Origin of the sequence: Rhizobium sp. RCC_161_2, assembly GCF_041355235.1 — a bacterium.
Classification (GTDB): Bacteria; Pseudomonadota; Alphaproteobacteria; order Rhizobiales; family Rhizobiaceae; genus Rhizobium.
On record NZ_JBFUPL010000005.1, the window covers coordinates 451,784 to 469,945 of the forward strand.

Genomic DNA, 18,162 nt, shown 5'->3' on the forward strand with positions numbered 1-18,162 from the left:
ATCATACGTCAATTTAGGTACGCGCAAATTGCAAGCACGAAGCGGGCGCCAGCAAGAGTAACGCATATAAGTGGTATAGTACTAAAAAGGGCGACTTCCTTGGAACGAACAAAATTTGTGTTTGGTGCGCGCGTTGGCAGGATGGCCATCGTGTACACCGTACTTCCCAAAGCGGCCACCGCGAAAATAGCTGCCAGCTTCAGATGCGCCAAGGCAAAGATACTAAGCTTATCTGGCGTGAGTGCGACAAATGCACCAACCCCAGCTGCAATGATCGAAGCACTTGTGAGCGTTCCATTAAGATGCGCGAGGATAACGGTCGCCCCTAAGCTTCGCTCGTCCACCTCATCCTTTTGGTTAGGCTGTTGGTAACCCTTCCACGCCACCCATACACTTCTAATCCAAAGGATTCCTAACGCTAGATCTAAGATCGGCCACTTCGCTAAGAACAGGAGTGTGCTAGCGACACAATCCCACATCTACTTCCCTCCGGTCAATTTTTTGATATCAAAGATGTCCTTGTAGTAACGATCCGGTTGTGTCGGAAGCTCACCGCCTGATGAAGCGTACAAATCCTGTCCGAGCTTTTCGATACGATCAGGAAGCTCTCTTGCGACTGGCCCTACTGCTGCCCGAATAGTCTCTCGCACAGCTGCATTATAAAATGCGGGCTCTTGAAGCGGCCATGATGCTTCCACTAGCGGCGGTTTGTGGTTTGGCCAAATGCACTCAATCGACAGAGCTGCAAGAAAGTCCACTTCACTCGGCTCTTTCCTATCATGGCTCTTTGCAACTGTGAGCGCTACTTCGTTGACAGCTGCCAGAAATCCTAGGTATCGCCCAACATCCTCAGGCGCGGCCTCATTCCAATCGATTTTCAAGCGCTCGGTTATGGGAAACTTCAAAGCAAGCTTTTGGAGTTGCTCTGGAATGATCGTCGGGCCGTTTTCCTGAGCCATCGCGTCTCCAGAAAAGGAAAAGACCATCAACACAATTGCGCTGAAGAGTTGATTTCGCATAAATCCTCCCTTTGCTGCCAACGTCACATTGTGCTTAAACTTACCACTCCATCCACATAATAATAAATTAAATATATATAATTGCAATACGTTTTTATTCTATACTTAAATAGCGCTAGTTATACGCTAACGCTTCGGACGCCATAGATAATATTCCTTAACTATCACACTCTATCTAAATCTTTCTGTAGAGACGCAAACGGACACAATTATAGTTCTGGAGCTTCGTTGAGGAAAAAGCGATCCTCACCCCAACTCCTGCTCCACCAACGTCGTCCAGAACGCCACGCCGGATGCAATTGCATCATCGTTGAAATCATAAGCCGTGTTGTGATGCAGGGCGCCGTCGATTGCGGGGCCGTTGCCGAGCCAGACGTAGCAGCCGGGAGCATTCTGGCCGAAGAAGGCGAAATCGTCGCCGGCGGTGGAGGGCGGGAAGCGGGTGACGATCTTCTCGCCGAACACGCTTTTTGCCGCCTTCAGCGCTCGCGCCGTCGCATCCGGATTGTTGACGACCGGCGAGATGCGGCGTTCGAACTGGTAGTCGACCGCGATGCCGTACATCGCCGCGGTGCCATGCGCCAGCCGGCCGATCTCCTGTTCGAGCTGATCGCGGACTTCCGGCGTATAGGCCCGTGCCGTGCCGCCGATCTCGACCGTGTCGGGAATGACGTTCAGCGCCTTGGGGTCGCCCGCCTGTACCGAGCAGGCACTGACGACGGCCGGCTGCAGCGGGTCGACGACGCGGCCGATAATGGTCTGCAATGAGGAGAGGAACGTCGCCGCCGCCGTGATCGGGTCCTTGCCGAGATGCGGCTTGGCGCCATGAGTGCCGGTGCCGCGAAAGCTGATGCGCCAGCTATCCGAGGAGGCAAGCTGCGGCCCCTCGACCACGGCCATCTCATCGATATCGAGACCCGGCATATTGTGCAGGCCGTAGACGGCATCGCAGGGGAAGAGATTGAAGAGGCCTTCCTCGACCATGCGTTTCGCCCCGCCGCGCCCTTCCTCGGCCGGCTGGAAGATGAAATGCACGGTGCCGGAAAAGCCGCGCTTTGCCGCCAGTTGCCGGGCAGCGCCCAAAAGCATCGTCGTGTGGCCGTCATGACCGCAAGCATGCATCTTGCCGGCGATGGTGGATTTGTAGGGCCTGTTACCCTTTTCCGGCATGGCGAGCGCATCCATGTCGGCACGAAGACCGATGCGGCGGGTGCCGTTGCCGACCTGCAGCGTGCCGACGACGCCGGTCTTGCCGAGACCGCGATGCACGGTGATACCCGCCTCCTCCAGCAATGTCGCGACGATGCCGCTGGTGCGCTCCTCCTCGAACCCCAATTCCGGATGAGCGTGCAGGTTATGGCGAAGGGATGTCAGAAAGGGGAGATCGGGAGCGATCTCATCGGGAAGAGACATGGGGGTTCCTTTGGCATCGGCCATGATAGCGGCCTCACCTTATCTTCCCTAAAGCGCCGATGGCTTCAACCGAAAAGCAGCTCAGGCGCCAGGCTTGTCGAAGACATGCGCTTTGCCAAGGACGATCACGGAGACCATGCTGCCGACCTCGGGCAGACCTACGCCCGAGCTCTTGATGTTCAGCGTCTCGCCGCCATTGGCCTGGGAAAGCACGACCGTCACCGTGCAGACGGCACCGCCGAATTCGACGTCGGTAACCTTGCCGACGCAGGCGGCGCTCGCTCCGGCATCATCGAGGACGCTCAGTTGCAGCTGTTCGGGCCGCAGCATGATGTCGGCACGGCCCTGCCGGCCGGCGGTGTCAGCCGGAATACGGCCCAGCGCGCAATTGGTAAAGCCATCGCCAAGGTCTGCCGGCAGCAGGATGGCGTCGCCGAGAAAGGTCGCGGTCTCGCGATCCCTAGGATGGAGGTAGAGCGTTTGCGGAGTTCCGGCCTGCACCAACTTGCCGTCGCGCAGAACGGCGACCTGATCGGCGAAGGATAGCGCCTCGGCCTGATCATGCGTCACCAGGATCGTGGTGATGCCGGCGATTTGCAGGACGCGGGCGACGGCCTTGCGCATGTTTTCGCGCAGGCCCGTGTCGAGTGCGGAAAAGGGTTCATCGAGCAGCATCAGCCTCGGCTTGCGGCCAAGCGCGCGGGCAAGCGCCACGCGCTGCTGCTGGCCGCCGGAGAGCTGATGCGGGCGGCGATCGAGCATGTTGCGATCGAGCTCCACCATGTCGATCAGCGCATTGATCTGCTCGGCGCGATCCGGCCGTCCGCGCTCCATGCCGAAGCTGATATTGTCCGCCACGCTCAGATGCGGAAACAAGGCGCCATCCTGCGAGACGATGCCGATGCCGCGACGATGGGCGGGCACGACGGACGGGCCATCCGCCAGCGTTTCGCCTTCCAGCGTCACCTGACCGGCATCCGGGGTCTCGAAGCCGGCGATGATGCGCAGCAGCGTCGTCTTGCCGGAGCCGGACGGGCCGACGATGGCGGTGCGGCTGCCGGGGGCGACAGTGAGGTCGATAGTATCGAGCGCGCATACCGGGCCGTAGCGCTTGCTGATGGTCTTGATCGCCAGAAAGGTCATTGTCCCGCCGTCCGCTTGGATTGCGTATAGAGAAGAAGGGTGAGCGGTAGCGACAGAACCACCATCATGAAGGCGTAGGGCGCCGCGGAGACATAATCGATCTCGCTGGTCAGCGACCAGAATTTCGTCGCCAGCGTCACCGTGCCGTTCGGCGACAGCATCAGCGTTGCCGTCAGTTCATTGGTGATCCCAAGCGCAACCAGCGCGACACTAGCGGCAAAACCGGGAGCGGCAAGGCGCATGGTGATCTGCCGCACGGCCTGGGCCGGCGTGCGGCCGAGCGCCATGGCGGCGCGTTCGAGCTCGACCGGGGCTTGGGCGATGCTGGCGCGCAGGCCCACCATGGCGCGCGGCAGGAACAACAGGACATAGGCAAGCAGCAGCGTTGCGAAGGTCTGGTAGAGCGGCAGGATCAGCCGCACCGTGATCGACACCAGCGCCAGGGCGACGACGACACCCGGCAGCGAGCCGACATAATAATGGCAGGCCTCGAGGATGCGCTGCAGCCGGCCCGGCGAACGCACCGAGAGCCATGCCATCGGAATGGCAGCGACGGTGGCAAGCAGTCCGCCGGCAATCGCCAGGCCGATGGTCTGCAGCAGGGCATTGCCGACCGTCTCCATCCGCCAGATGCCGGCACCGCCCAGATAGAGCCAGCGCGCCAGCGTCACGAAGGGCACGCCGAGGGTCAGCGCGGCCACCACCACCGGAAGCACGACGGCCGGAACGATGAACCAGCCGAGACGACGGCGATCCGCCGGACGGGCGGCGCCGGAGCCGACACGGGCATAACGCTCATTGCCGCGCACCAGAACTTCGATGCCGAGCAGAAGGAGACAGCAAAAGACCAGAACGCCGCCGAGCATGTTGGCGGCCGGGCTGTTATAAGCGGATTGGAACTGATCGACGATCGCGGTCGAAAACGTGTCGAAGCGGATCATCACGTAGAGACCGTATTCCGCCAGCAGGTGCAGGCCGATCAGCAGCGAGCCGCCGCAGATGGCGAGGCGAAGCTGCGGCAGGATCGCCCGGAAGAAGACGCGCCAGGGATTGAGGCCAAGAGAGGCGGCGGCATCCTCGATCGCCGGATCGAGGCGGCGCAGCGCTGCGGCCACCGGCAGATAGAGGAAGGGATAATAGGCCAGCACCGACACGAGCACGCCGCTCGACAGCCCGCGCATGCCGGGCACGAGGCTCACCCAGGCGTAGCTGTGCACGAAAGCCGGCACGGCAAGCGGCGCGACCGCCAGCCAGGACCACAGGCGCGCGCCGGGGATATCGGTGCGCTCGGTCAGCCAGGCGAGCGTGACGGCAAGCAGGATGCAAAGCGGGATGGTGCAGACTTCAAGAAGAACGGTATTGACCAGCAACTCGCCAACGCGGTTGCGGAAGATAAGCGCGACCACTTGGGACCAGCCGGTGTCGACAGTGATCCAGATGATGAAGCCGAGCGGCACCAGACTCAGAAGGGCGACGACGGATGCAAGAGCGATAACGGAAGCATGCGGAACGCGGCCGCGAGGCGCAGCCGTCAGCGGAGGCACTCGCATGGCAGCGGCCTGACCAGCCGGCGCGGCATATGTGTTCTTCTGCAGCAAGTCTCAGCTGCCTTTCACGCCCTGAAACAGGAAGGCAACCGCCGTTTAAGGCGATTGCCGGGATCGAACTGGCCAAAAGACCATCCGCATGCCCCTAGCAGGGCATGCGACAGTGATGCAAGAGCTTAGATCAACCCGGCTTCCGTCATCAGATCGGTGACCTTCTTGCTGTTCAGCTTGGAAGGCTCGACCTTCGGGGCCTGCAGATCCTTGATCGGCACCAGCTTCGGATTGGATTCAGCACCGTTTCCGACGGCATATTCATAGGAATCGCCGTCGCGCAGAACGGCCTGGCCGCCCTTGCCGGTGATCCACTTCAGGAATGCCTGGGCTTCCTTCTGGTGCTGGCTGGAGGCGAGAACACCGCCGCCGGAAATGCTGACGAAGGCGCCCGGATCCTGGTTCTTGAAGTAATGCAGGAGGACGTTCTTGCTGTTTTCACCGGTCTTGGCCTGATCGCCGAACCAGTAATAGTGATAGATGACCGCACCCTCGATTTCACCGGCGTTAACAGCCTTCATGGCAACGCTGTTGCCCTTGTAAGGGGTGGCGTTTTCCTTCATCGCCTTCAGCCAGGACTTGGTGGCGTCCTCGCCCTTCAGCTCGAGAAGCGCGCTGACGATCGCCTGGAAATCGGCGCCGGCCGGCGACGCGCCCCAGCGGCCCTTCCACTTGGGATCGGCGAGGTCGAGCAGCGACTTCGGCAGATCGGCTTCCTTCAGCTTGGTCTTGTCATAGGCGAAAACCGTCGAGCGGGCGGCGACGCCGACCCAATTACCATCGGCCGCCTTGAAATTTTCCGGCACCTGCGCCAGCGTTTCGGCATCGACAGGGGCAAAAAGCTTGTTGGCGTCGACCAGGGTCATGCCCGGAGAATTTTCCGTCAGATAGACGTCGGCGGGGGACGCGGCACCTTCCTCGACGATCTGGTTGGCGAACTGCATGTCGCTGCCGTTGCGGATCGTCACCTTGATGCCGGTTTCCTTGGTAAAGCCATCCGCCCAGGCCTGGGTCAGCGTCTCATGCTGGGCATTGTAGACGACGATGCCTTCGGATTCGGCGGCATTTGCCATCAGCGGAGCGACCGTAAGGCCCGCGGCAAGCGCCAGCGCGCTGGTAAGATGGGTAAAGGAAAAAGTCATGGGCGTCCTCTCGCTTGAAAACCCCGTCTTTGACGGTGGTGCGATAGCCTATATTTTTCCTGACTATTCTTTTCAAGTTTCCGCACGTCCGTTTGTATCACAAAAGCTTGAAAGGAGAGTCAAGATTTCGCCGGATTTTCCAGCAGCGTGGATGCTTGAGCCGGAACACGCGAAAGGCCGCGACGCTTTCGCATCGCGGCCTTTTGATATCCCGAAGCTCCGATCAGGTATCGCGCGTTTCCAGCGTCTTGCTGAAGAAGATCGCGACAAGCGTGCAGACAACGCCAGAGAGCAGATAGAGGCTGGTATAGACCAAGCCGAACTGGCTGGAGAGGCTGAGCGCCACGAAGGGCGCAAAGCCGGCGCCGATCAGCCAGGAGAGATCCGAGGTCAGAGCCGAGCCACTATAGCGATAGTTCCGGGTGAAGCGGGACGCACTGGCGCCGGCGGCCTGGCCGAAGGAAAGGCCAAGCAGCGTAAAGCCGAGAACCACGTAGATGTGGCGGCCGGTGTTGCCGCCATCGAGCAGCCAGGGCGCGACGAAGGCGAAACAAGCGATCAGCACCGCACCGACAGCCAACTGGTTGCGACGGCCGATCCGGTCGGCCAGCAGGCCGGAACAGATGATCGCAACGATGCCACAGATCGCGCCGACGAATTCCACCAGCAGGAACGACCCGGGCGATTGGTCACTATAGAGCGTCATCCAGCTCAGCGGGAAGACGGTGACCAGATGGAAGGTCGCGAAGCTTGCCAGCGGCACGAAGGCGCCGATCAGCACGTCGCGGCCATGCACCCGCAGAAGCTCCGTCATCCTGACCGGCTCCAGCTCATGGCGCTCCAGCAGCGCGCCGAATTCCGGCGTGGCCACAAGACGAAGCCGGGCGAAGAGCGCCACGACATTGACCATGAAGGCGCAGAAGAACGGATAGCGCCAGCCCCAATCCAGAAAATCGGCGGTCGTCAGGCTCATGACGAAATAGGCAAAGAGCGCACTAGCCAGCATGAAGCCGATCGGTGCGCCGAGCTGCGGGATCATTGCAAACCAACCGCGGCGATTGGCCGGTGCATTCAACGCCAGCAATGAGGCCAGACCATCCCAGGCGCCGCCGAGCGCCAGACCCTGGCCGATACGGAAGACGGCGAGCAGAAGGATCGCGTAGCCGCCGATCTCGGCATAGCCGGGCAGGAAGCTCATCGATGCCGTCGAACCGCCGAGCAGGAACAGCGCGATCGTCAGCTTGACGCCGCGGCCATAGGCGCGGTCGATCGCCATGAAGATGAACGAACCGATCGGGCGGGCGATAAAGGCAAGCGAAAAGATCAGGAAGGAAAGCATGGTGCCATGCAGGGGATCCGCGAAGGGGAAGATCAGCTTCGGGAAAACCAGGACCGATGCGATGGCATAGACGAAGAAATCGAAAAACTCGGACGTGCGACCGATGATCACGCCGATGGCAATATTACCGGGTGCGACCTCACTCCCCGCATGCATGCTGCGGGCGTCGCGTTCAAAACCTGTAGATGTTGCATTTACTGCTTCATGCGTAACACTGACCATGTGTGAGAGCCTCCCTCTCGAGACGCGAACTCCTCCACGAATTCGCGTACAATCAAAATGTTGATCAAACGTGCGAACTTATCAAGTGTCGAGCATGAAATAATTCGCAAATTAGCCGTTGAATCAGGCCAATTCGACTTTCGCTGCCGCAATGCCGGGTTGACGTGCCACAATCGGTAGCCATTTTCGCCGATCCGGGTATATTGGCGCCGATAAAAGCTACGGACCGTTGGAAAACCTTCTGGATTTATCAGGGTTTTCCCGATAGTGAGACCGCGCCTAATACCGCATTGCACCCGAACTTGCTGCGGTGCGACGAAACACCTCATATCGTTCATGACCTCCGTCCTTTAGCTGCGGTAGGGTCGAAACAAAAAGAGCTTTAAGACGTGCTAAGACTATCGAAGATTTTCAGCCGCTTATTTGTCCTCCCGCTATTCCTGCTGCTTTCGGGCTGCAACATGGTGGTGATGGCTCCCTCCGGCGACATCGCCGTGCAGCAACGCGACCTCATCGTCATCTCGGTCGTCCTGATGCTGATCATCATCATACCGGTGATCTTCCTCACGCTGTTCTTCGCCTGGAAATATCGCCAGTCGAACACGGCCGCTCCCTATGATCCCGAATGGCATCATTCGACCCGTCTGGAACTGGTGATCTGGTCGGCGCCGCTGGCCATTATTATCGCGCTCGGCGCGGTAACCTGGATCAGTACCCACCAACTCGACCCCTACCGGCCGCTCGACCGCATCGCAGCGGACAAGCCGATCACCGAGAACGTCAAGCCGCTGACCGTCGAAGTGGTCGCGCTCGACTGGAAATGGCTGTTCTTCTATCCGGATCTCGGCATCGCCACGGTCAATGAACTGGCCGCGCCGGTCGACACGCCGATCAACTTCAAGATCACGTCCTCGGCGGTGATGAATTCCTTCTTCGTCCCGGCGCTTGCCGGACAGATCTACGCCATGCCAGGCATGGAGACGAAGCTGCATGCGGTCATCAACCATCCGGGCGAATATGAGGGCCTGTCCGCCAACTACAGCGGCGCCGGCTTCTCGCATATGCGCTTCAAGTTTCATGGTCTCTCTCAGGCGGACTTCGACCAGTGGGTCGAGAAGGCCAAGAGCCAGGGCACGACGCTCGGCCGCTCGGAATATCTGGCACTCGCCAAGCCGAGCGAACGGGAGCCCGTTCGCTACTACAACGTCGCCGACAAGGGTCTCTACGACGCCATCCTCAACATGTGCGCCGATCCAAGCAAGATGTGCATGAGCGAAATGATGCATATCGACGCCAAGGGCGGCGCCGGCAAGGAAAGCCAGGAAAACCGCGAGCGGCTGATCTACGACAATCGCGACACGGATCATGTCGACGCCACACCGGTAAAGGCCGACGATGCCGCCGCTCACACCATGCAGCATGGCGACAATTCCATGCCGGGCATGAACATGGGCGGCGCTTCCTCTTCGGACTCGTCGACCGGTTCCTCGCAGCCGGCGCAGCACCAGGATCATTGATCTCCGTGCGCTCAGTAACAAGACATCTATAAGGACAGAGGCAATCCATGTTTTCCAACCCGGACCTCTATAAATTCATCTTCGGTCGGCTGACGCTCGACGCTATTCCCTATCACGAGCCGATCCTCGTCGTGACCTTCATCGGCGTCGCGATCGGCGGCATCGCTCTTCTGGGCGCGCTCACCTATTTCCGCCTCTGGGGCTATCTCTGGACGGAATGGTTCACCAGCATCGATCACAAGAAGATCGGCATCATGTATGTCATCCTGGCGCTGATCATGCTGCTGCGCGGCTTTTCCGACGCACTGCTGATGCGTCTGCAGCAGGCGCTCGCCTTCAACGGTTCCGAGGGTTACCTGCCGCCGCATCACTACGACCAGATCTTCACCGCCCACGGCGTCATCATGATCTTCTTCGTGGCGATGCCCTTCGTCACCGGTCTGATGAACCTCGTCGTGCCGCTGCAAATCGGCGCGCGCGACGTCTCCTTCCCGTTCCTGAACAACTTCTCGTTCTGGATGACGACGGCCGGCGCGATTGTCATCATGATCTCGCTCTTCGTTGGCGAATTCGCCAAGACCGGTTGGCTGGCCTATCCGCCGCTTTCCGGCATCGCCTATAGTCCCGACGTCGGCGTCGATTATTACATCTGGGGCCTGCAGGTCGCGGGTATCGGAACGACGCTTTCGGGGATCAATCTGGTCGCCACCATCATCAAGATGCGCGCGCCTGGCATGACCTTCATGAAAATGCCGGTCTTCACCTGGACGTCGCTCTGCACCAACATCCTGATCGTCGCCAGCTTCCCGATCCTGACCGCCACGCTCGCGCTGCTGACCCTCGACCGCTACGCCGGTACGAACTTCTTCACGAACGACCTCGGCGGCAATCCGATGATGTATGTCAACCTCATCTGGATCTGGGGCCACCCGGAAGTCTACATCCTGATCCTGCCGGCTTTCGGCGTGTTCTCGGAAGTCGTCGCCACCTTCAGCGGCAAGCGCCTCTTCGGCTACGCCTCGATGGTGTACGCTACCTGCGTGATCATGATCCTCTCCTACCTCGTCTGGCTGCACCACTTCTTCACCATGGGTTCGGGCGCCAGCGTCAACTCCTTCTTCGGCATCACGACGATGATCATCTCGATCCCGACGGGCGCGAAGCTGTTCAACTGGCTCTTTACCATGTATCGCGGCCGCATCCGCTACGACGTGCCGATGCTGTGGACCGTCGGCTTCATGGTGACCTTCACCATCGGCGGCATGACCGGCGTCATGCTCGCGGTTCCGCCGGCCGACTTCGTGCTGCACAATTCGCTGTTCCTGATCGCCCACTTCCATAACGTGATCATCGGCGGCGTGCTGTTCGGGATGTTCGCAGGCGTCAACTACTGGTTCCCGAAGGCCTTCGGCTTCAAGCTCGATCCCTTCTGGGGCAAGATGAGCTTCTGGTTCTGGCAGATCGGTTTTTGGTTCGCCTTCATGCCGCTCTATATCCTCGGCCTGATGGGCGTCACCCGCCGCGTCAGCCAGTTCGAAGACCCGTCACTTCAGATCTGGTTCATCATCGCGGCTTTCGGCGCGGGATTGATCGCGATCGGCATCGCCTGCTTCCTTATCCAGATCGCCGTCAGCTTCATGAAGCGCGAAGAGCTTCGCGACCACACCGGCGACCCCTGGAACGGACGCACGCTGGAATGGTCCACCTCGTCGCCGCCGCCGGCCTACAACTTCGCCTTCACGCCGATCGTCTACGATCATGATGCCTGGTACGACATGAAGAGCCGTGGCTACGTCAGGCCGACCGAAGGCTTCATCCCGATCCACATGCCGAAGAATACCGGCACGGGCATCATCCTCGGCGTTCTCTCGATCGCCTTCGCATTCGGGATGATCTGGTACATCTGGTGGCTCGCCGCCATCACCTTCGCCGCGATGATCGTCATTACGATCGGTCATACCTTCAACTACAAGCGCGACTACCACATTCCCGCCGAGGAGGTGGTGAAGACCGAGAACGAGCGTACGAAGCAGCTCGCAGGACAGGTGTAAACCTATGACGACCCAAACCGCACACGCTCCCATGGACGGCGAAACACCCGCTTTCTATCTGACGGAGGAACATCATCCGGAAGGCAGCACCATGCTGGGCTTCTGGATCTACATCATGAGCGACTGCCTGATCTTCGCAGTCCTCTTCGCGACCTACGCCGTGCTCGGCCACAACTATGCGGCCGGCCCGTCGCCGGCCGACCTGTTCGAACTGCCGCTCGTCGCCCTCAACACGACGATGCTGCTGCTCTCCTCCATCACCTATGGTTTCGCCATGCTGGCGATGGAGAAGGACAACAAGTCGGGAACGCTGATGTGGCTGGCGATCACCGGCCTGTTCGGCGCCGCCTTCATCTATTTCGAACTCTACGAGTTCTATCACCTGATCCTCGAAGGCGCCGGCCCGCAGCGCAGCGCCTTCCTGTCGGCCTTCTTCACGCTGGTCGGCACCCACGGCCTGCACGTCACCGTCGGTATCGTCTGGCTGATCACGCTGATGGTACAGACCACCAAGCACGGCCTGATCCCCGAGAACAAGCGTCGCCTGATGTGCCTGTCGATGTTCTGGCACTTCCTCGACGTCGTCTGGATCGGCGTGTTTTCCTTCGTCTACCTCATGGGAGTTCTCGGATGAGCTCGAACGCCAATCATTCGCATCATTCCGGCGACGCCCACGGCCATGACCATCATGGTGGCCACGAAGCCGCGCACGGCACCTTCAAGAGCTACATGACGGGCTTCGTGCTCTCCGTCATCCTGACCGCCATTCCCTTCTGGCTGGTCATGGGCAAGGTTCTCTCGGATCCGGCCGTCACCGCAGCGATCATCATGATCCTCGGCGCGATCCAGATCATCGTGCACATGATCTACTTCCTGCACATGAACACCCGCTCCGAAGGCGGATGGAACATGATGGCGCTGATCTTCACCATCGTTCTGGTGATCATCGCGCTTTCAGGCTCGCTCTGGGTCATGCACCATCTCAATGCCAACATGATGGTCATGTCGCCCGAGATGATGCGCAACATGCCGTAATGACAAAGCGGCGGGCGTCCTTGGGACATCCGCCGCTCCTTCCCGGCTTGCGATCCGCGCCGGGTTTCGCGCCTCCGATGGAGACCAGCGCCATGACCGACACCCTCCCGACATCCTCCGAAAAACCGCGCTCGACGCTGAAGCTCGCCATCTGGGTGATCGTGCTGCTGCTGTTGACCGCCCTGCTCATCGGGCTCGGCACCTGGCAGGTGCAGCGGCTGTCCTGGAAGCTCGACCTGATCGCCCGCGTCGATGCCCGCGTGCATGCGCCGCCGGTCACCGCCCCCGGCCCGGCGGAATGGTCCGCCATCGATGCCGCCAGCTATGAATACAAGCGCGTCCAGGCGACCGGCACCTTCCTCAACGACAAGGAAACGCAGGTCTATGCCTCGACCGTGCTCGGGCCCGGCTATTGGGTGCTGACGCCGATGCGGGAGACGGATGGAACCGTCATCGTCATCAATCGCGGCTTCGTGCCGACCGCCAAGCGCAATCCGGACACCCGGCCGGCCGGAGAGCTCGGCGGCGAGACCACCGTTACCGGCCTGCTGCGGATCAACGAGCCGAAGGGCACGCTGCTGCGCTCCAACGTGCCGGCGGAAGAGCGCTGGTATTCGCGCGATGTCACGGCGATCGCTGACGTGCGCGGCCTACAGAACGTCGCACCCTATTTCATCGATGCGGACGATACGAAAAATCCCGGCGACCTGCCGGTCGGCGGTCTGACGCAGATCGCCTTCCATAACAGCCACTTGGTCTATGCCATCACCTGGTACGGACTTGCCCTGATGACATTGGGCCTTGCCGGCTATCTCATCCGTTTCGAACGGCAGCGGGCCAAAGCGAGCCGGTGATCGTTAGAGCGCTTCAGCGCTCTAACTGATTATTTCCAAGCAATTCCGGACGGAAGCCGCCGGCCCACTTTTCCTGGAATTACTATCTTGCGACATTCGGGAAACGAAGCTGCCAGCGACGACCGTCGCTGGTCATCTCCACGATGCCGAGCGGCTCGACATCGATCGACCAGAAGGCCGATGATGGTGCCTGCAGCGCGTGCAGAATGGCGGCGCGAATGACGGTGGCGTGCGTGACGACAACCGTGTGGCCGCTGTCGCCGATATGGTCCTTCATCCAGCCGCCGACACGCGCAAAGACGGCGGACAGAGATTCGCCGCCATGCGGTGCCGCATCCAGGTCCAGCATCCAGAGCGCCAAGGCTTCCGGGTCGCTGTGATTGAGGTCGGCGATGCTCTTGCCCTGCCAGCGACCGTAGTCACATTCCCGGAAGGAGGGCTCGGTCGCGCCGTCAAGCCCCAAGGCGGCGGCAGTCTGGTGTGCCCTGAGAGCCGGACTGGTCCAGGCCCGATCGATCGTTCCGAGCTGTTCGGCAAGGATACGGGCCTGCTGTGCGGCCTTGGCCTCCAGCGGTTCGTCGGCCGGAAAACGGCTGTTGCGGTTGGCCTCGGTCGGCCCGTGGCAAACCCAGCTGAGATGCGCTTTCATGATATAGGATTTCCTCGGAGCGGATACGCCGCAACCACCCTGGCGGGCAGCGAGCGCGTTGATTGACAATCGTCTTTGCAGCCAGATATAAACTCAGACTTACGGGTGTGGAAGCCGGTGAAATCCCGGCGCGGTCGCGCCACTGTAATCGACGGGCGGATACCGCCCCTAGAGAGCCAGACCCTTCCCGTAAAAAACCCTTCCGCAAATGGAACGCGCTTTTCTGAAGAGGGAATGAAATGTCTGACACCGCATTCGCACCATCCGCGATCCCGACGCCGATCCCACTCGGCCAAATCCTGCCCTGGGCGATTTTCGCCGGTCTTTTGATGCTGTTGGCGATCTATTTCGTCGGCGCCGAAGAAGGCGCGACATCGCTGATCTCGGGTATGTATGTGCACGAATTCGTGCATGACGCCCGTCATCTGCTCGGTTTCCCCTGCCACTAAGGGATCAGGAACATGGTTGGACGTCTTTTGCTCCGCGGCATGCTGGTCGGAGCGCTCGCTGGTATTCTAATTTTTATCTACGCCCGCATCTTCGGCGAACCGCTCGTCGATTGGGCAATCGGCTTTGAGGAAAAGGCGGCGCTTGCCGCAGGCGAAGCAGCCGAGCCGGAAATCGTCAGCCGCGCCACGCAGGCGGGCCTCGGTCTTCTCACCGGCAGCCTGATCTACGCAACGGCGGTCGGCGGCCTCTTTGCCCTGGTCTTCGCCTTCGTCTATGGCCGTATCAGCCCGCTCGGCGCGCGCGGCACGGCCGCATTGCTCGCCATCGCGGCGTTCGTGGCGATTTCGCTGGTGCCCGACCTTAAATATCCGGCCAATCCGCCGGCCGTCGGCAACCCCGATACGATCGGCGCCAGGACCGAACTGTTCTTCATCATGATCGTCGCTTCCATCGTCGGCATGATCGTCGCGGTGGGGTTCGGCCGCCGGCTTGTCGCGCGTTACGGCCTATGGAACGGCGCGATCCTTGCCGGCATCGGCTATTTCGTCTTCATCGCGCTGATCCAGTATCTGCTGCCGCCGATCAACGAGGTGCCGGAGCAGTTCTCGGCCATCGTTCTCTGGCAGTTCCGGATCGCGTCGCTCGGGATGCACGCCATCCTGTGGGCGACACTCGGCCTTGCCTTTGGGGCATGGGCTGAGCGCGATCTGCCACAGGTTCGCTACGGCCGCACGGCTCTGCGCCGGGCCTGAGATGATACGCTCAACGCATCCCGCGCATGGTTTTGTGCGCGGGAAACGCCTAACGGGCGGTGGCGCACTGCTTTGGCTCATCTGCTTGATGGCGCTGGCCTTGCCGATATCGGTTGCGGCCCATGGCGGTGGGTCGTCCGGGAGCCATGCCGGCATTCCGATTCCAAGCCTGACGCATGGCGAAATGGCGGTGATCGATCCCTATTATGGTCGCATCGTCGCGCTTGCCGTGACGGCAACGGATACAGACGAAGCCTTCCGTCGTGTGCTGAATTTTGCGCAGATCCAGCACAGCTATTGCCTCTGGGGCGTGATGCCGGGAGCTATCAGCGACGAGGAAAGCCCCTTCAACGAATGTTCGCACGCCTACCTCGCCGCCGCCAAGGCGGTGTTGCTACGGATGCGAACTATGAAGGACGAAATGGTTGCCGCCGGTGATCTGGTCTCGGAGATCGACGCAACGCTCATCAGGAACAATCTGTCGCTTATTCTTTGCCGGTTCAGCGGCGAAAGTTTCAATACCGCCGATCTCATCCGCCCAAGGCTTTCGGACATTGTCTTGCACGCCAAAAGCCTGACGACGATCCTGCTGGCGCTGCTGGCAGTCGCGGTCGGCATGTGGTCGGCCGCGCGTGCCTTGCGGACAAAACCGCTTGCGACAGAATAGACGATACCCCGCCGCGACTTGACGGCGGGGTATCTGGTTTTTTACCAATCCCGGCGGCGCTCGCGCCAGCCGTCGCGTTCCCATCGATCACGATGCGGGCGGTGGCCATAGTAGCCCCACGGCGGCGGCGGTGCCGGCCTGTAGTAGCCGTAGCCGCGCGGCGGCCCCCAGCGTCTCGGTCGGCATTCGCCCCAACGCGTCAGGCGCCAGCCGCGGCCGCAGGCATAATCGACCTTGACGACGGGCGCCTCGGCCACTGTCCCGGCAACGGCGGGGATGCCCCCTACGGCGGGAACGGGCATTGCTTCTGCCGAAGATACGGCCAGCCCACCGAGCACGGCAGCGATGGCAAATACAGATAATCTCATCTTGATAGACCCCTATCCAAGTCCCTTACACGCTGATTTAAAGCCCAGGGAGCTGAACGCCGGCTGAACCGAACAAGGCGTTTTCGCGGCGAAATCAGGATGCTGAACGTAAGGTTGTGGCAACTTCCACATATATTAGCGCTTAGCGGGAAACACGCATTCGATGAGTTGCGCGGGTCATGCGGCCAGCCAGCGCGGGAATATGTCAGAATGCGTCACGAGAGCTTCATCAACCGCGCTTAAAGGGGAAATGTTATTCGCCATAGGGAGTGTCTGAGATGGTCGACGTCACGTCAAGCAATGCGGAGGGTGGCAATGCCAATCATCCTATTCACGGCGCGAGCGGTTCCGCCAAATGGTTTCTGCCGCTCTTCGGTCTGGTGGTGCTCGGCGGCCTTGGCTATGTCGGCTATGCCCTCGGCAATGATCTGGCCGAAGCCGCGACTGTTCCGTGGATTCTGCTCGGCCTGGCGCTGCTGATCGCCCTCGGCTTCGAATTCGTCAATGGTTTCCACGATACGGCAAATGCGGTCGCGACGGTGATCTATACACGCTCGCTGCCGGCTGAATTTGCGGTCATCTGGTCCGGCTTCTTCAACTTCCTTGGCGTGCTGACCTCTTCCGGTGCTGTCGCCTTCGGCATTCTGGCGCTTTTGCCAGTCGAACTGATCCTACAGGTCGGCTCCGGTTCCGGTCTTGCCATGGTCTTCGCGCTGCTGATCGCCGCAATCGTCTGGAACCTCGGCACCTGGTATCTCGGCCTGCCGGCATCAAGCTCGCACACGCTCGTCGGCTCGATCATCGGCGTCGGCCTTGCCAACCAGTTCCTGGCGCCCGCCGGCTCCGCCACCAGCGGCGTCGACTGGTCGCAGGCCAGCAGTGTCGGCATGTCGTTGCTGCTGTCGCCGATCATCGGCTTCGGCGCAGCCGCTCTGCTGTTGCTGGTCTCCAAAGTGCTGATCCGCAACAAGGCGCTTTATGAAGCACCGAAGGGCAATGCGCCGCCTCCGGCATGGATCCGCGGTCTGCTGATCTTTACCTGCACCGGCGTCAGCTTTGCCCATGGCTCGAATGACGGCCAGAAGGGCATGGGCCTGATCATGCTCATCCTCATCGGTCTCGTCCCGACCGCCTTCGCTCTCAACAAGACGCCCGACATCAACTATCTCGAGGCCTATAAGGCGGCTTCAGCACAGGTCGAGACGGTGCTCGGCAAATATGTGAAGCCCGGTGTGGCTGCGCCTGCCGATCCGAAAGCTGCCGTCAGCGATGCCGTCAAGAGCAAGACCTGGACGGATGCGACAACGCCGGCGTTGCAGGCCTATATTCACGCCACCAGCGCCGAGATCGCCGCCTATCCGAGCGTCGAAAAGCTGCCGAACGGTCTGGTCGGCAACGTCCGTAACGACATCTATCTGATCGGCGAATCGCTGAAGCTGATCGACAAGCAGAAGCTGCTGCCGATGAGCGCCGACGATCTGAAGGCCGTCACCAGCTATCACGCCGCCGTCGACCACGCGACCAAGTTCATCCCGCTCTGGGTGAAGGTCGCCGTGGCGCTGGCGCTCGGCCTCGGCACCATGGTCGGCTGGAAGCGCATCGTCGTCACCGTTGGCGAAAAGATCGGCAAGACCCATTTGACTTATGGTCAAGGTGCCGCCGCGGAAGTCGTCGCCATGCTGACGATCGGTGCCGCCGATCATCTCGGTCTGCCGGTATCCACCACCCATGTCCTGTCCTCGGGCGTCGCCGGTACCATGGCCGCCAACGGTTCCGGACTGCAATGGTCGACCGTCCGCAACATGCTGATGGCCTGGATCCTGACACTGCCAGCCTCGATTGCGATTGCCTTCACGCTCTTCATCGTGCTCCGTCAGGTCTTCTGATCGACCGCTCCTCGGCGGCATCTGAACAGCGAAACAACGCAAAAAAGACAATGGCGC

General features: G+C 60.6%; 18 protein-coding genes and 1 riboswitch. Of the genes, 9 read left to right on the plus strand and 9 right to left on the minus strand.

The window, feature by feature from the left end; all coding sequences use genetic code 11:
• Positions 1 to 8: 8 nt before the first annotated feature.
• The 7 genes from AB6803_RS16690 to AB6803_RS16720 form a co-directional block, all read right to left on the minus strand.
• Positions 9 to 386, minus strand: coding sequence for a hypothetical protein (locus AB6803_RS16690; RefSeq protein ID WP_371109919.1), 378 nt, complete (start codon positions 384 to 386; stop codon positions 9 to 11).
• Positions 387 to 479: 93 nt separating this feature from the next.
• A complete protein-coding gene (locus AB6803_RS16695; RefSeq protein ID WP_371109920.1) occupies positions 480 to 1,019 on the minus strand; it encodes a hypothetical protein in 540 nt (179 codons plus the stop codon).
• Between the two features lie 246 nt (positions 1,020 to 1,265).
• Positions 1,266 to 2,432: a M20 aminoacylase family protein gene (locus AB6803_RS16700; RefSeq protein ID WP_371109921.1), complete on the minus strand. Its 1,167-nt coding sequence runs from the start codon at positions 2,430 to 2,432 to the stop codon at positions 1,266 to 1,268.
• A gap of 81 nt (positions 2,433 to 2,513) precedes the next feature.
• Complete coding sequence (locus AB6803_RS16705) at positions 2,514 to 3,575, minus strand: ABC transporter ATP-binding protein (RefSeq protein ID WP_371109922.1); 1,062 nt, start codon at positions 3,573 to 3,575, stop codon at positions 2,514 to 2,516.
• The gene (locus AB6803_RS16710; protein WP_371109962.1) at positions 3,572 to 5,125 is read right to left on the minus strand and encodes an ABC transporter permease; all 1,554 of its coding nucleotides are present in this window, start codon (positions 5,123 to 5,125) and stop codon (positions 3,572 to 3,574) included. Before AB6803_RS16710 ends, AB6803_RS16705 begins: the two co-directional genes overlap by 4 nt.
• Before the next feature lie 173 nt (positions 5,126 to 5,298).
• Positions 5,299 to 6,315, minus strand: a complete 1,017-nt coding sequence (locus tag AB6803_RS16715) for an iron ABC transporter substrate-binding protein (protein ID WP_371109923.1) — start codon at positions 6,313 to 6,315, stop codon at positions 5,299 to 5,301.
• 223 nt (positions 6,316 to 6,538) lie between these two features.
• Positions 6,539 to 7,876, minus strand: coding sequence for an MFS transporter (locus tag AB6803_RS16720; protein ID WP_371109924.1), 1,338 nt, complete (start codon positions 7,874 to 7,876; stop codon positions 6,539 to 6,541).
• Positions 7,877 to 8,265: 389 nt separating this feature from the next.
• Here AB6803_RS16720 and cyoA point away from each other — a divergent pair, with 389 nt between their 5' ends.
• The 5 genes from cyoA (at position 8,266) to AB6803_RS16745 (ending at position 13,333) form a co-directional block, all read left to right on the plus strand.
• The gene (cyoA, locus tag AB6803_RS16725; protein WP_371109925.1) at positions 8,266 to 9,393 is read left to right on the plus strand and encodes a ubiquinol oxidase subunit II; all 1,128 of its coding nucleotides are present in this window, start codon (positions 8,266 to 8,268) and stop codon (positions 9,391 to 9,393) included.
• Between the two features lie 47 nt (positions 9,394 to 9,440).
• Positions 9,441 to 11,444: a cytochrome o ubiquinol oxidase subunit I gene (gene cyoB, locus AB6803_RS16730; RefSeq protein WP_371109926.1), complete on the plus strand. Its 2,004-nt coding sequence runs from the start codon at positions 9,441 to 9,443 to the stop codon at positions 11,442 to 11,444.
• A 4-nt stretch (positions 11,445 to 11,448) separates the two neighbouring features.
• Positions 11,449 to 12,078, plus strand: a complete 630-nt coding sequence (gene cyoC, locus AB6803_RS16735; protein WP_371109927.1) for a cytochrome o ubiquinol oxidase subunit III — start codon at positions 11,449 to 11,451, stop codon at positions 12,076 to 12,078.
• Positions 12,075 to 12,479, plus strand: coding sequence for a cytochrome o ubiquinol oxidase subunit IV (cyoD, locus tag AB6803_RS16740; protein ID WP_371109928.1), 405 nt, complete (start codon positions 12,075 to 12,077; stop codon positions 12,477 to 12,479). Before cyoC ends, cyoD begins: the two co-directional genes overlap by 4 nt.
• 92 nt (positions 12,480 to 12,571) lie before the next feature.
• A complete protein-coding gene (locus AB6803_RS16745; RefSeq protein WP_371109929.1) occupies positions 12,572 to 13,333 on the plus strand; it encodes an SURF1 family protein in 762 nt (253 codons plus the stop codon).
• A gap of 82 nt (positions 13,334 to 13,415) precedes the next feature.
• Here AB6803_RS16745 and AB6803_RS16750 read toward each other — a convergent pair whose 3' ends face one another.
• Entirely contained in the window at positions 13,416 to 13,982 is a 567-nt protein-coding gene (locus AB6803_RS16750; protein WP_371109930.1) for a histidine phosphatase family protein, read from the minus strand.
• A 109-nt stretch (positions 13,983 to 14,091) separates the two neighbouring features.
• A riboswitch (cobalamin riboswitch) is annotated at positions 14,092 to 14,164 on the plus strand.
• Between the two features lie 57 nt (positions 14,165 to 14,221).
• Between AB6803_RS16750 and AB6803_RS16755 the strand changes: the two genes are divergently transcribed.
• Genes AB6803_RS16755 through AB6803_RS16765 form a run of 3 tightly spaced genes read left to right on the plus strand, consistent with a single transcriptional unit; the run spans position 14,222 to position 15,851 of the window.
• Complete coding sequence (locus AB6803_RS16755) at positions 14,222 to 14,431, plus strand: CbtB-domain containing protein (protein WP_007703100.1); 210 nt, start codon at positions 14,222 to 14,224, stop codon at positions 14,429 to 14,431.
• A 12-nt stretch (positions 14,432 to 14,443) separates the two neighbouring features.
• Positions 14,444 to 15,184, plus strand: coding sequence for a CbtA family protein (locus AB6803_RS16760; protein ID WP_371109931.1), 741 nt, complete (start codon positions 14,444 to 14,446; stop codon positions 15,182 to 15,184).
• 1 nt (position 15,185) lies between these two features.
• On the plus strand, positions 15,186 to 15,851 hold the full coding sequence (locus AB6803_RS16765; RefSeq protein WP_371109932.1) for a hypothetical protein: 666 nt from the start codon (positions 15,186 to 15,188) through the stop codon (positions 15,849 to 15,851).
• Between the two features lie 41 nt (positions 15,852 to 15,892).
• Here the strand turns inward: AB6803_RS16765 and AB6803_RS16770 are convergent, their stop codons facing one another.
• On the minus strand, positions 15,893 to 16,219 hold the full coding sequence (locus tag AB6803_RS16770; RefSeq protein ID WP_371109933.1) for a GCG_CRPN prefix-to-repeats domain-containing protein: 327 nt from the start codon (positions 16,217 to 16,219) through the stop codon (positions 15,893 to 15,895).
• A 278-nt stretch (positions 16,220 to 16,497) separates the two neighbouring features.
• Here AB6803_RS16770 and AB6803_RS16775 point away from each other — a divergent pair, with 278 nt between their 5' ends.
• The gene (locus tag AB6803_RS16775) at positions 16,498 to 18,105 is read left to right on the plus strand and encodes an inorganic phosphate transporter (protein ID WP_371109934.1); all 1,608 of its coding nucleotides are present in this window, start codon (positions 16,498 to 16,500) and stop codon (positions 18,103 to 18,105) included.
• Positions 18,106 to 18,162 lie beyond the last annotated feature (57 nt).